Annotated in this window: 15 protein-coding genes and 2 pseudogenes; 11 read left to right on the plus strand and 6 right to left on the minus strand. The window is 39.1% G+C overall.

Annotation, left to right across the window (positions count from 1 at the left end):
* Positions 1 to 296 precede the first annotated feature (296 nt).
* Both ACMZ6Z_RS08205 and ACMZ6Z_RS08210 read right to left on the minus strand, forming a co-directional pair.
* The gene (locus ACMZ6Z_RS08205) at positions 297 to 584 is read right to left on the minus strand and encodes a hypothetical protein (protein ID WP_416132079.1); all 288 of its coding nucleotides are present in this window, start codon (positions 582 to 584) and stop codon (positions 297 to 299) included.
* A gap of 5 nt (positions 585 to 589) precedes the next feature.
* Entirely contained in the window at positions 590 to 1108 is a 519-nt protein-coding gene (locus ACMZ6Z_RS08210; RefSeq protein WP_416132080.1) for a phospholipase, read from the minus strand.
* Between the two features lie 394 nt (positions 1109 to 1502).
* Here ACMZ6Z_RS08210 and ACMZ6Z_RS08215 point away from each other — a divergent pair, with 394 nt between their 5' ends.
* Positions 1503 to 3155 (plus strand): BglG family transcription antiterminator, encoded by a 1653-nt coding sequence (locus ACMZ6Z_RS08215; RefSeq protein ID WP_416132081.1) that lies wholly within the window; start codon positions 1503 to 1505, stop codon positions 3153 to 3155.
* A 190-nt stretch (positions 3156 to 3345) separates the two neighbouring features.
* Positions 3346 to 3591: pseudogene (locus tag ACMZ6Z_RS08220) on the plus strand (ISLre2 family transposase); the annotation flags it as partial.
* Here the strand turns inward: ACMZ6Z_RS08220 and ACMZ6Z_RS08225 are convergent.
* Positions 3569 to 4060, minus strand: coding sequence for a P-loop NTPase fold protein (locus ACMZ6Z_RS08225; protein WP_416132082.1), 492 nt, complete (start codon positions 4058 to 4060; stop codon positions 3569 to 3571). The pseudogene ACMZ6Z_RS08220 and the gene ACMZ6Z_RS08225 overlap by 23 nt on opposite strands.
* Positions 4061 to 4200: 140 nt before the next feature.
* Here ACMZ6Z_RS08225 and ACMZ6Z_RS08230 point away from each other — a divergent pair.
* The 3 genes and pseudogenes from ACMZ6Z_RS08230 to ACMZ6Z_RS08240 all read left to right on the plus strand — a co-directional run.
* Positions 4201 to 4305, plus strand: a pseudogene (locus tag ACMZ6Z_RS08230) (IS5/IS1182 family transposase); the annotation flags it as partial.
* A 428-nt stretch (positions 4306 to 4733) separates the two neighbouring features.
* Positions 4734 to 5027: a bacteriocin immunity protein gene (locus tag ACMZ6Z_RS08235; RefSeq protein ID WP_416132083.1), complete on the plus strand. Its 294-nt coding sequence runs from the start codon at positions 4734 to 4736 to the stop codon at positions 5025 to 5027.
* A 188-nt stretch (positions 5028 to 5215) separates the two neighbouring features.
* A complete protein-coding gene (locus ACMZ6Z_RS08240; RefSeq protein ID WP_416132084.1) occupies positions 5216 to 5509 on the plus strand; it encodes a hypothetical protein in 294 nt (97 codons plus the stop codon).
* Positions 5510 to 5760: 251 nt separating this feature from the next.
* On the opposite strand, the gene ACMZ6Z_RS08245 is transcribed toward ACMZ6Z_RS08240, so the two are convergent.
* From ACMZ6Z_RS08245 to ACMZ6Z_RS08255, 3 genes are read right to left on the minus strand one after another with little or no spacing between them, the layout of a single operon-like run.
* Entirely contained in the window at positions 5761 to 6339 is a 579-nt protein-coding gene (locus ACMZ6Z_RS08245) for an ECF transporter S component (protein WP_416132085.1), read from the minus strand.
* On the minus strand, positions 6326 to 6877 hold the full coding sequence (gene coaC, locus ACMZ6Z_RS08250; protein ID WP_416132086.1) for a phosphopantothenoylcysteine decarboxylase: 552 nt from the start codon (positions 6875 to 6877) through the stop codon (positions 6326 to 6328). Before coaC ends, ACMZ6Z_RS08245 begins: the two co-directional genes overlap by 14 nt.
* Positions 6870 to 7556, minus strand: coding sequence for a phosphopantothenate--cysteine ligase (locus ACMZ6Z_RS08255; protein WP_416132090.1), 687 nt, complete (start codon positions 7554 to 7556; stop codon positions 6870 to 6872). Before ACMZ6Z_RS08255 ends, coaC begins: the two co-directional genes overlap by 8 nt.
* Before the next feature lie 145 nt (positions 7557 to 7701).
* Here ACMZ6Z_RS08255 and ACMZ6Z_RS08260 point away from each other — a divergent pair, with 145 nt between their 5' ends.
* The 6 genes from ACMZ6Z_RS08260 to ACMZ6Z_RS08285 all read left to right on the plus strand — a co-directional run.
* Entirely contained in the window at positions 7702 to 8514 is an 813-nt protein-coding gene (locus tag ACMZ6Z_RS08260; protein ID WP_416132091.1) for a lipoate--protein ligase family protein, read from the plus strand.
* A 57-nt stretch (positions 8515 to 8571) separates the two neighbouring features.
* Entirely contained in the window at positions 8572 to 8910 is a 339-nt protein-coding gene (locus ACMZ6Z_RS08265) for a glycine cleavage system protein H (protein WP_416132087.1), read from the plus strand.
* A gap of 55 nt (positions 8911 to 8965) precedes the next feature.
* Positions 8966 to 10636, plus strand: coding sequence for a formate--tetrahydrofolate ligase (locus ACMZ6Z_RS08270; protein ID WP_416132088.1), 1671 nt, complete (start codon positions 8966 to 8968; stop codon positions 10634 to 10636).
* An 87-nt stretch (positions 10637 to 10723) separates the two neighbouring features.
* Entirely contained in the window at positions 10724 to 11236 is a 513-nt protein-coding gene (locus ACMZ6Z_RS08275; RefSeq protein ID WP_416132089.1) for a GNAT family N-acetyltransferase, read from the plus strand.
* A gap of 144 nt (positions 11237 to 11380) precedes the next feature.
* Positions 11381 to 11677: a WXG100 family type VII secretion target gene (locus ACMZ6Z_RS08280; protein WP_120171819.1), complete on the plus strand. Its 297-nt coding sequence runs from the start codon at positions 11381 to 11383 to the stop codon at positions 11675 to 11677.
* 83 nt (positions 11678 to 11760) lie between these two features.
* Positions 11761 to 11930 (plus strand): TIGR04197 family type VII secretion effector (locus tag ACMZ6Z_RS08285; RefSeq protein WP_416132092.1); only part of this gene is annotated, 170 nt, incomplete at its 3' end.

The raw sequence follows: 11930 nt of genomic DNA on the forward strand, positions 1-11930 counted from the left end.
AGAAATGCTAGGCCTTTTCCTCTCTTGACCAAATGTTAGCATAAATTCAGTTCGACATCCCCCTTAGAAGCTGTATTGGTCACATCTCAGACATCACCTGACGGGTCGTTTTACCTCACTCTTTATCACATTTTACTTGTAATACGGGCAATATTCCTGCGAAATCTTTCTCAATTTCGCCAAAACTAGCCTAGGCAATCGAACACTTCGATTGTGAATACAGGTTCTTACTTTTTGAAAATTCATTTTCCGAAAACTATATTTTCTTCAAGCGTTTGTCCTGTCTCTTTCCCCAATCACGCTCCAGCCCCAAATATGTAGGCCAGCCCCAGCGACAGGAAGAAAGAAAAGATGAAAGCTAGAGCCAGCCAACAGTAGGCGTAGCGTTTTTGCCAAATGCTGAGGGCAAGGAGTGGCCAGCCCAGGGCGGGCAGCAGGTATATGCTGACAAAGCCTGGCCAGCGAGTAGAACCAAGAAAGCGGTGTAGAAAATCTAACGGCAGGATAAAGGCAGATAGCCAAAAGAGAATACCAATGAAACTCAGTATTTTTATAAGAACAGTATAGTTAGTAATGATTTTCATTATTATTAGCACCCTAGTTGTCCTGCTGTTGCAAAGTAGCTCTTAATGAGAGTGGCTTTCCATTTAGCGCCATCAGGCATAGCATGATAATTTCTATCAATGTAATCAACTAATTCTTTATTGCATTGGCAGTTTCTTCGGAAGCCCATCCCCTGGAAGCAGAGATCATGTCGTCGGCACCCCTCATCAAGTAAGTCTTGGGGAGATGCTGTAAAGTTGTTTCCATCATGCCCAGGCCCGCAATAATGACCATGAACCTCCCAAACGATGTTTCTTAACTGTCTATTAGAAAATTGAGCAGTGTTGTACTCTTGACTGAACTGTTCAAGAGCCATTCCAAAATCAATGACCTCTTGACTTAACCCATCTTCTTGTGCCTGCTCCAAGTTAAAATAAACCCACGACTGTTCAACAACTAAATAGCTTTGGACATCTAGTGCATATTGTTGGTAGATATCTACCTCCGAAGCTGCAATTTTTTGTGTATTAAGCACTAAAAGAACCAATGCAACCCAAAATGACATGATTTTTTTCATAACGAATCCCTTTCTGATTAACAACCAGCAGTATCACTATAGCCTAAGGGCATAGGACAAGAAGTCACGACAAAAAGAAAACGTTTTCTATAAAATTATACCTTTTTTTGAAATCGCTGTCAACGATTAACTGTTTTTCTACAGGACATACACATGAAGAACACCTTTCCTCCAACTTGGAGCATATAGGCGTTTTCAAAAAAATCATTAGATTTTTCAAGAAATGCTAGGTCTTTTCCTCTCTTGACCAAATGTTAGCATAAATTCAGTTCTAAATAACAAATAGTAGGGTAAAGCCACAGGTGAACTACTTTTCTCTTATTTTGTTAATGATTACCTACATATGGTATAATGTGAGAAAGAAGCCCAAAAGGAGCCTGCCATGATTATTTTGGATAAGAAGAGTTACGACCTGCTATGCTATTTGCTCAAGTTGGATGAGCCTGAAACGGTCATGACCATTTCCAAGCAACTGGGTCAATCACGCCGTAAGATTTACTACCACTTGGATAAGATTAACGAGGCCTTACCAGCTGATGTGGAGCCGATTATCTCCTATCCGAGGGTGGGAATTCTTCTGACACCTGAACAGAAAAAAGCTTGTCAAGAATTAGTTGCTGCCTTAGATGACTATTCATACGTGATGAGTATGCAGGAACGAATCGAACTAACAATGACCTACATTGCTGTAGCTAAGGAGAGGGTCACGATTGAGAAGCTAATGGTGTTAAATGACGTCTCTAGAAACACTGTTCTTAACGATTTGAATGAAATTCGTATTAAACTATCCTCAGAAGAATATGATATTACGCTTCAAGTGACAAAGGCTAAAGGCTACTACTTGCAGTGCCATCCTTTGTCTCGCATCCAATATCTTTACCGCTTACTTTATCATATCTATGCAGAAGGAAATCCAAATTTTATTGACATTGTTAAGGATAAGATAGTCGATCTAACGGGTTTTGGTCACTATTTTTCAGAAGAAGTTAACCAGTATTTGACAAATGAATTAGCTTCAACTCAAAAACAACTGGGAAAGAAAATCAATCTACAGGATAGTCAGTTCACGATTCAAATTCTGCCCTATCTCCTTCTTAGTTACCGCAGTATCGAGTTGACAGAGGCAGAGCGTTTGGTCGTTCGACAGGACTTTAGTCTGACGTGGAAACGAATTGAATTTCATTTGGCTCGCCAGATTGCTGATGGGTTAACGGAACAGTTCGAAATAGAACTGGATGATATTGAAGTAAGTCTGATTGCCATGTTACTTCTGTCTTTTCGGAAGTATAGAGATCTGCATCTTGAAAGCCAAGATTATGCGGAGATGCGTACTACATTAGACCAGTTCTTACAGACTATCAAAACTACTTATGGCTTACAGTTTTATCATTACCAGGATTTGTTAAATCAACTCTTAATGCACTGCAAGGCTCTCGTCTATCGTAAGACTTATGGGGTGCTATCGGTCAATCCCTTGCTTAAATATATCAAAGAGCAATATAGTCATTTATTTGACATGACTAAGTCCTGCATTTTTGTCTTGGAAGAAGCATGGATGATTAAGTTAACAGATGATGATATTGCTTATCTAACCATTCATCTAGGTGGAGAATTAGAAAAGCAATCGATGTTAGCCAATAGTTTAAAGAAGGCTATTATTGTCTGTGATGAGGGCATCGCTGTTCAAAAACTTTTGTTACAGCAATGTAGTCAGAGTTTAAAGGATTACCAAATTGAAGCTGTTTTCACGTCTGAACAGTTCCACAGTGTCAGTGATATTATGAAAATGGATATTGTCATTTCAACAACGGATCACATCAGTAGTCGTTTCCCGACTATTATCATTCGCCCTATCTTGAGTCATGAGGATATTATTCGTTTGGTGTCTTTTGCCAAAACACAAGTTCTCCATACGGAGACACTTTTTTATGAGCAGTTAGAAGCGATTTTACAGCCGTATGTACCTATTCATACGGAACGATACGTCTTAAAGGCTAAGATTGAAAAATTAATCAGTCAGGAGTTAATGCGTTAAATTAGTTAGCAATGTACTGCACCCCAAAAGTTAGACAGAAAATCTAATGATTGGGGTGTGTTTCTGACGACATTAAGTTACGACGATAAATTCAGAATAGATGAGCTAAGAAAAAATGGCCAATTGTCAACTGTAGTGGGTGACTTATGGCTAACATCTAGAGAGAATCGTTCCGGTTCTCTCTTTTTGGGTTACAAAACCTACTGTTGTACAAGCAGTTAAACTTTGTGATAAATTACCTGAGGAACGTGCAGCTTATCGACTTTATGAAGAGACTGAAGGGAAAGAAAAGCAAAGAGTTGATGTTATTTATATTGAAGGTGACGGTGCTATGGTTAAAGCACGTGAAAAGGATACTAATAATAGAAACTATGACTTGTCCCACTTCGTAGTTCATACTGGAAGCCACAAAGTTAGTAATAACAGATTTGAATTGGGTTTTTTAAAAATTTTATATCATTAGTCTTATCTTTAAAAGTTTCTGCTATCTCTTGAAGCTTTTCAGATATTTTTTCACCATTAAAAGGTCCCAAATCTAAATTTATATATCTTAATCCATTAAACAATAAACCACTCGCAGTTTCTAAAAATTTTCTCTTTTTGGATTCGGATACTTCTAATTGATTAATTAAATCAGTAATTAATGATACCGCTAAATCATTCTCCATTTTAAATTGAGAATATTGCCAAGTATTAAAGAAGATAGTTTTGATTCTACCCGAAGTATCTTTCAAGTTTTTCTCGATTTGATACATAATACTAGTTTTGCCTGTTCCCCAATCCCCCTGAATAGCAATTGTTAGTGGTGTTTCACAATTACTAATAAATTTTGTTAAACCTTGGATGTCATTTTCAATGTTAAATTCATCGTTGTGTGTTGGGGAGTCTGAAAATGAATTATACATAAAAAATCCTTTCAAATGATTATATTTTACTAAAGCATATGATCAAAGATATTCGTCATCAGTATAAAGTTGATTAGTCTAACCATCGCCTTTTTGACTGATTGTACATATGATAGTATCTTTATAATAGAGTTCCTGCGAAACTATTTTCTATAAAAATTTTTTCAACTACTTATCGAAATCATAAGAAGCGATTTAACTTAAGAATGAACTTGGTGGCTGGAATCATCAATTTTGAGCTATAGAATTAGTTTCGCAGGAAGTCTAAAGGTTATATCATTTTTCATTTAAAATGACTTGCTAAAACAGTGTTTATATAGTTTTATATAGTCATAGTTAATTCTAGAAGGTTAGCTACAACATTTAAGGATTGACATAGCGTTCAAAGTAATTATGACCTTATATAATTTAGGGTCAAATGCTTATCAACTGTTTTAAGGAGTTGTTTCTTAAAGAGTATTTTTGACCATTCAGGACGTTTCGATGACTGTTCAGGAAATGAAGCACTTATTTTTTAAGAAAATGCTATACTAAAGTGGGCTGTTGCAAGGAACAACCAATCATATCTAAGGAGGTATTTATGATGAATGTGAAAACAATGAAACCAATCAACCTACCAAGTGTTAATATTCTTGCCAGTGGCTACTTTCACCAAGGATAAAGGAGATAAGTTATGGAAAAGAAAATCATCGAAAAGTTATATAATCTGATTTTAGAGCAAGACATCACTGATGAAGAACGGTCAATTCTGATTCACTGTAACCATTTAATCAATGACCATACCAGTCACGAACGTATTATCCTTGATTTATCAGAAAATATTCGTTTGCTTGCAGTGAAAAATATTTCTAGTGGTAAAACATTAAGTCCTAAACTTGCTGAATTTTATCAAGAAATAGCTACCTATGGCGAACATCGAAAAAATATCGGGAGAGGACTTATATCACTGGGAATAATGATGAGGTAGCCTTGGACTTGCTATCTTAGCCTAATTCGTTCTATTGTAGGAATAACGAATCATATCTAAGGAGGTATTTATGATAAATGCGAAAATGATTTCAACATTTGAACTTTTGGACACTGGCTTGTTTGCGACTACTGGAGGTGGCAGCATCGCTTTAGAGCAACTAAATGGTAAAGGCGGTTTTTGATACTATGGTGATAATTGATCATAATAATAAAGAAGTTGATGTCTGGGAAATAAGCACTTCTAGCGATAAACCAGACTGGGTTAAAGAGGCTTTTCAAAAAAATATCCTTCAGTGGAAAGATCAGCGGCTTCGTATTTTAATGCCTGCATTATATCCTAAATGGTCTAAGAGAAGTGAATATTACGGTTATGGGATGTACGTTTTTGGAGATATTGGTGACATCATTGACAAAACTAATGGAAAAGTCATTCGTCAATCTTTTTTTGAAAAACACTATCAGTTACTAAATGATGAATAAATGACTAAAATCCCCCTTCCCTTATTTGTTTGACGCAACAAATTCCTTGCTTTATGGGCTACAGTGACCGTTATCAAGTAAAGATTATCTCACTTGAGTAGAATGCTATTAAGAACATCTAATAACATCATTAAAAAACACCTCAGAAAAGCATTGCCAGAATGGTGGTACTTTTCTTGAGGCGCTGTTGTCCTGCACTTGTTTCAGAAGTTATTTTGCATATCACCTCATTAGCAGCAACAAATGTTGACTTATTTTTTATTTTTTTTGACGGCTTCTAGTCTAGGGATCATTACCGTGACTAGTATTGCCGCAATAATCATTTCAGCAAGAGCATTGCTTGAGATAATGGCAGCTAATAGGGCTTTGACATTGCCTCCGTAGACTTTGGCAAAAAAGATAAAAATGCCTGACAGGACAAAAACAGTATTGGTTAGAGATCCCACTAAGCCAGAGAGGGCTAGACCACCAGGATTATTGAGCCGCTTGTAAATCAAGTAGGGAGTGATCCCAATCAAGATCCGAGGTAGGATAGCGATAAGAAGGGAGGCTAGATTGCCATTTGGAACAAAGGGAGAAAAGAGATAGCTCGTCGGCAGTATGACAATACTATTTGTGATTAGACTCATCATCCCCATTAAAAAGCCTAGGCTAGAGCCAATTTTGGGACCATATAAAATAGCCGCAATAATCACTGGTATATGAACCAAGGTTGGTCTAATAGGCATTGGCCAAATGGTAAAAAGCATATTGCTAATGAGTTGAATAACCAACATGATGGCAAAAAAAATGGCGATAGTGGCAGTCTGGTGAGCTTTATTCTTGTTCACTGAGTGTCTCCTTGATGGTGTTTAAAATCATGTCAATATCAGCAAGAGCTCCATGGCCCATATCTCCACAAGCTAGGAGAGCTGATTTAGGGGGGATATCACGATAGCCAAATGACTTTAAGCGTTTCATATTCGCTTGTGTAGCTGGGTGATCATACATTTTGGTGTTCATTGCTGGTGCAAATAATTTAGGAATGTCCATAGGAAGAGCCAGTGCTGTAGCTGTTACCATATTATTGGCCATGCCGTTCGCCAGTTGGGCAATGGTGTTGGCAGAAGCAGGTGCTAGAATAAATAAATCTGCACTTTTTCCAAGATCAATATGATTGATGCGATCCGCAATTTTTTCTGCCATAAGGTCTATGTGTACGGGATTTTTAGATAGGACTTGCAGGGTTAAAGGTGTTACAAACTGTGTGGCTGTTTCCGTCATAAGGACATGAACCTTGTGGCCTAGCTTGCTCAACTGACTGATGAGATCAGCCACCTTATAAGCGGCAATAGAGCCTGAAACGGCTACTAAAATGGTCTTAGTCATGTTTAGTCACCTCTTTATAAATCAGCTGGGCGATGTCTTTCTTGCTATTGGCTTCATAGAGAAAATCAGGTCCAACAAGGAAGGCCTTATGCTGGTCTTTCGTAATTTGGTTTAAATCATTGGCGACAATAAGATCAGACTTGTTTTGAACGAGACTGTCACGCGCCACACGGATTAACGTTTCTTTAGAGACGTTAACTAACAGCTTGAAGCCAATCAGTCGTATCTCCGGATGCCACTGTTTGACCTGTGAAATCAGCTTGGGCGTTTTCCTTAAAAATAACACTTGACAGTCCGCTTGGGAGGTGATTTTTTTCTCTGAATTGCTCTTGTCTAACAGCTGGTCAAGATCAGACACCTGCCTTAACTCATCCAAGTCAGTCATATAGACCGGGGTGTAATCAGAAACTGCCATGGCATGAATCAGCACGTCGTGATTAGGGACGTTTTTTTTCAGAGCATCCTGCAAATCAGCGACGCAAGTAACAATGTTTAGGTTTAAAAGAGGCTGGGGTTGAGGCTTGAGAGCTTCTTTACTGGTAATCAAGGTTACTTGATGGCCTTGGTTTAAAAAAGTTTCAGCGATCTTTTTTCCTAATTTTCCAGTTGAGTGATTGGTAATGCCACGGACGGCATCAATAGCCTCTGTCGTTCCACCTGATGTGATCAAAATTTTCATAAGCATATTTTACTAAAAAACTAGGGATAGGTAAACTTTTTAATCATCGGTATTGCAATAGTTGAGTTCTTGGGCATCTTAGGGTATCATAGATAAGGTTAACTATCTCTAAAAAGGAGTGTCATTCTTGTCTACATTTTTAGAAATGCTGAGGCCTCTAAAGCTATCTGTCTTTGGCTTATACGAGGATGCCCAACAACAGACCGTCCAGCCTTTTGCATGGACAGATACTTTTTTACGGCATGTGGATAAGCACCCTGAAAACATGATTCTGCATTTTTGGCCAATGGACAAAACGGTTATTCTGGGGATGCTTGATCGTCAAGTTCCTTACTTTGAAGCGGGATTGAGCATTATTAAAACCTTTGATTATCAGCCTATTGTTAGAAATATTGGGGGACTTGGTGTTGTTGCTGATGACGGCGTGCTTAATTTTTCCTTGATTTTACCCAATGCCAATCAGCTTACCATCAATGATGCTTATTTGTTGATGATCGACTTGATTAGAGAGATGTTTTCAGACTTTGAGGTTTTGATAGAGCATTTTGAGGTCGCTCAATCTTACTGCCCTGGAACGTTTGATCTAAGCATTGCTGGTAAAAAGTTTGCAGGCATCGCTCAGCGACGCATTAAGAACGCAGTGGTTGTTTCCATCTATCTTAGCGTATGTGGCGACCAGGATTTTCGAGGGCGTTTGGTCAAATCCTTCTATCAGACTGGGATTAAAGGACAAGAGACGCTAGCTAACTACCCTGATATTGACCCAGATTGCATGGCAAATCTTTCTGATTTGTTAGGAGTTTTAGTTAGCATTGAAGACGTTCAAGAGCGTGTGCTAAAAACCCTGTCATCACTTGGGTTAACCAAGCACAACTTGCACCTAAGCCAAGACTTGATAAGCACTTATGAGACTTTTTTAAAGCAACACTTAAAACGACATCATACCACCAGTGGCTGATGTTTACGTCACCACTCACTTAACTTAGATAATAGTCATTACTAAAAGGAGTATTTCATGGCAAAAATCGCTAATTCACTATTGATTACTAAAGAAGACAATCTCTATCGTATCAGCATGACCGAAGACTTACAGGATGTTTTAGGCGATATTGCCTACATTGACTTCACCGAAGAAGAGGTTGTCGCTGTTGATGATAGCTTATTAAATCTTGAGAGTTCCAAAGCCGTCATGGAATTAGCCAGTCCTTTAGCAGGTACGATTGTGGCACGCAATGATCAAGCAACTACCAATCCTGAGTTACTAAATCAAAATGACATTAGCCAAAACTGGATTGTTATCATGACTGATGTTGATCATGCTGCTTACGAGTGCTTGCCAGACGCTAACGTCTAAGAACTGACCGATTTTAACCTTATTTTAAAAACCATCGACGACAAAGAGGTGCCTCATGAAATCTGATATCGCTATTGCTCAAAGCGTTACCCTAAAACCAATTACAGAGATTATCAAAAGCCTTGGCATTGATAAAGATGATATTGAACCTTATGGCAATGATAAGGCCAAGTTATCCTTTGATAAAATGAAATCCCTATCGTCTAAGCCACTAGGAAAGTTGATCTTAGTAACAGCAATCAATCCAACACCAGCTGGCGAAGGCAAGTCAACGCTGTCTATTGGCCTTGCGGATGCCTTAAATCAACTAGGTAAACAAACCATACTAGCTTTGCGTGAGCCATCTCTTGGTCCTGTCATGGGGATTAAAGGTGGAGCAGCTGGAGGTGGCTATGCACAAGTGCTTCCCATGGAGGACATCAACCTTCATTTTACTGGAGACATGCATGCGATCACCACAGCCAATAATGCCTTAGCAGCTCTTTTGGACAATCATATCCAACAAGGCAATGAGCTTCAAATCGACCAACGCCGTATTGTCTGGAAGCGTTCGCTTGACCTTAATGATCGCGCCTTGCGTCAGGTTATTGTTGGTTTGGGAGGTCCTATCAATGGCATGCCACGTGAGGATGGCTTTGATATTACCGTTGCTTCAGAAATCATGGCTATTCTCTGTCTGGCGAGCGATTTGATGGATCTCAAAAAACGTTTGTCTAATATCCTAGTAGCCTATGATGTCCATCGTAATCCTATTTACGTGCGCGATCTCAAGGTAGAAGGGGCCTTGACCCTGCTTTTGAAGAATGCCCTCAAGCCCAATCTCGTGCAAACCATTTATGGTACTCCAGCCTTGGTGCACGGTGGACCTTTTGCCAATATCGCCCATGGTTGTAACTCTGTCTTAGCAACTACAACAGCTTTACGTTTAGCGGATTATACTGTCACAGAAGCTGGTTTTGGGGCTGATTTAGGGGCAGAAAAATTCCTCGATATTAAAACGCCAAATCTACCTAAAGCACCAGATGCTGTGGTTATTGTTGCCACTATCCGTGCCTTAAAAATGCATGGCGGTTTGGCTAAGACCAACTTGACAAGAGAAGATCTAGCAGCTGTGCGTTCAGGCTTTGCAAATCTTAAACGTCATGTTGCCAATATCCGCCAATACGGTTTGCCAGTAGTTGTTGCTATCAATCAATTTGAAACAGATACACCTGCTGAAATCGCATTGCTCAAAGACCTTTGCCAAAAGCTTGGTGTGCCCGTCGCATTGGCTAGTGTCTGGGCTAATGGTGCCGATGGCGGTATTGACCTTGCTAAGTTATTACTTGAAACGCTTGACAAGGAACCAGCTGCTTATCAACGCCTTTATCAGGACCAAGATTCTTTAGAAGAGAAGGCTCATCAGATTGTGACTCGTATTTATGGCGGTTCTTCTGTGCAGTTTAGTAATAAGGCTAAACATCAGCTCAAACAATTTGCAGAATTAGGCTGGGACAAACTACCACTTTGCATGGCAAAAACCCAATACTCTTTCTCTGACAATCCTGATTTACTAGGAGCACCTGAAGGGTTTGAGATTACGATTCGTGAGTTAGTTCCTAAAATAGGAGCAGGTTTTATCGTTGCCTTAACGGGTGATGTGATGACCATGCCAGGATTGCCAAAAAAACCAGCTGCACTTGATATGGATGTTTTAGAAGATGGAACAGCCCTTGGTTTGTTCTAATCAACTCAAGAGCTTGGGATAACAATCCTAAATTCTTAGGGTTGACATTATTTCATCAAAAAAGACAAACTCGAAAGGAGAGATCACATGACGATTAGATCAGCCAAGATCAGTGATGCCAAGGCGCTTATTGCGATCTATGCTCCCTATGTTGAAAACACAGCTATTACTTTTGAATATGCTGTACCTAGTCTTTCTGATTTTGAAAATCGCATTGCTCAGACCTTGCAAAGATTTCCCTATCTCGTCTACGAAGAAGAGGGAGAAATTCTTGGTTATGCCTATGCTAGTACTTACAAGAATCGTGCAGCCTATGATTGGTCCTGTGAGGTTTCTATTTATGTGGCAGAGGAAGCGCGTGGTAAGCAGATTGGAACACGTTTATATGATGTTTTAGAAAGTCAACTGATCAAGTCGGGTATCAGAAATCTGTTGGCTTGTATCACCTTCCCTAATGATGCCAGCATTCGTTTTCATCGTCAAAGAGGCTATGTCACGGTAGCTCATTTGCCAAAGCTGGGTTATAAGCACCAGCAATGGCATGATGTCGTGTGGATGCAAAAGCGGTGTGACAAGCCGCTAGCAGAACAGAAATCTTAAAGCATCTGATAAAACATGCGTGACAAGATTCTTTGGGATGCGCTTAGATTTTTTGATATTTTATTGAAAATTTAATAAAAATACTTGTAATAAGTTTCGTTTCGTGATAAAATGAACTTATCAAATACAATGGAGACTAACCTTATGTCAGGACAAATCCGAGTATCCCCAGAAACGCTTCAAAGTCGTGCTCGAGAGTATGGAAAAGCTTCAAATGATATCACGACAATTTTAAATAACTTGCAACGTCTTCAAGATACGCTTCGTAGCGAGTGGGAAGGTGCAGCATTCCAAGGTTTTGACAATCAATTTAACGAATTGAAGCCAAAAGTTCAGAACTTTGCAGAGTTGATGCAACAAATCAACACTCAGCTTGACAAAACTGCTCAAGCAATGCAACAAAACGACCAAGATTTGTCTCGTAACTTTGGTCTTAATTAAGAAAAGCTAAACACATGTGCTGGGTTGGGGAGGTTTCCTCAACCTTTTTGTTATTTTATTCTCAAGGAGTAAAGAGGACTATTATGGCTTTATTACAAAACGATGTTTTTACTGCACGAGAGTATGCGACCTCTATCGCCAAGGGGGTGTCATCTCTATCCGGAAGTGGCACTGTCACCAAAGATAGTCAGAGTAAACTAGGTGGTAATGACCGTGCTAAGAGTGTTATTGATGCTTCTTATGATGTTTCGAG

The sequence above is a fragment of the Streptococcus pluranimalium genome (assembly GCF_047785705.1).
Taxonomy (GTDB): domain Bacteria; phylum Bacillota; class Bacilli; order Lactobacillales; family Streptococcaceae; genus Streptococcus; species Streptococcus pluranimalium_A.

What these genes read in the sequence shown, in the direction of transcription:
- ACMZ6Z_RS08205 (WP_416132079.1), bottom strand. Translation starts at nt 584, where the DNA reads ATGAAAATCATTACTAACTATACTGTTCTTATAAAAATACTGAGTTTC.
- ACMZ6Z_RS08210 (WP_416132080.1), bottom strand. Translation starts at nt 1,108, where the DNA reads ATGTCATTTTGGGTTGCATTGGTTCTTTTAGTGCTTAATACACAAAAA.
- ACMZ6Z_RS08215 (WP_416132081.1), top strand. Translation starts at nt 1,503, where the DNA reads ATGATTATTTTGGATAAGAAGAGTTACGACCTGCTATGCTATTTGCTC.
- ACMZ6Z_RS08225 (WP_416132082.1), bottom strand. Translation starts at nt 4,060, where the DNA reads ATGTATAATTCATTTTCAGACTCCCCAACACACAACGATGAATTTAAC.
- ACMZ6Z_RS08235 (WP_416132083.1), top strand. Translation starts at nt 4,734, where the DNA reads ATGGAAAAGAAAATCATCGAAAAGTTATATAATCTGATTTTAGAGCAA.
- ACMZ6Z_RS08240 (WP_416132084.1), top strand. Translation starts at nt 5,216, where the DNA reads ATGGTGATAATTGATCATAATAATAAAGAAGTTGATGTCTGGGAAATA.
- coaC (WP_416132086.1), bottom strand. Translation starts at nt 6,877, where the DNA reads ATGACTAAGACCATTTTAGTAGCCGTTTCAGGCTCTATTGCCGCTTAT.
- ACMZ6Z_RS08255 (WP_416132090.1), bottom strand. Translation starts at nt 7,556, where the DNA reads ATGAAAATTTTGATCACATCAGGTGGAACGACAGAGGCTATTGATGCC.
- ACMZ6Z_RS08260 (WP_416132091.1), top strand. Translation starts at nt 7,702, where the DNA reads ATGCTGAGGCCTCTAAAGCTATCTGTCTTTGGCTTATACGAGGATGCC.
- ACMZ6Z_RS08265 (WP_416132087.1), top strand. Translation starts at nt 8,572, where the DNA reads ATGGCAAAAATCGCTAATTCACTATTGATTACTAAAGAAGACAATCTC.
- ACMZ6Z_RS08270 (WP_416132088.1), top strand. Translation starts at nt 8,966, where the DNA reads ATGAAATCTGATATCGCTATTGCTCAAAGCGTTACCCTAAAACCAATT.
- ACMZ6Z_RS08275 (WP_416132089.1), top strand. Translation starts at nt 10,724, where the DNA reads ATGACGATTAGATCAGCCAAGATCAGTGATGCCAAGGCGCTTATTGCG.
- ACMZ6Z_RS08280 (WP_120171819.1), top strand. Translation starts at nt 11,381, where the DNA reads ATGTCAGGACAAATCCGAGTATCCCCAGAAACGCTTCAAAGTCGTGCT.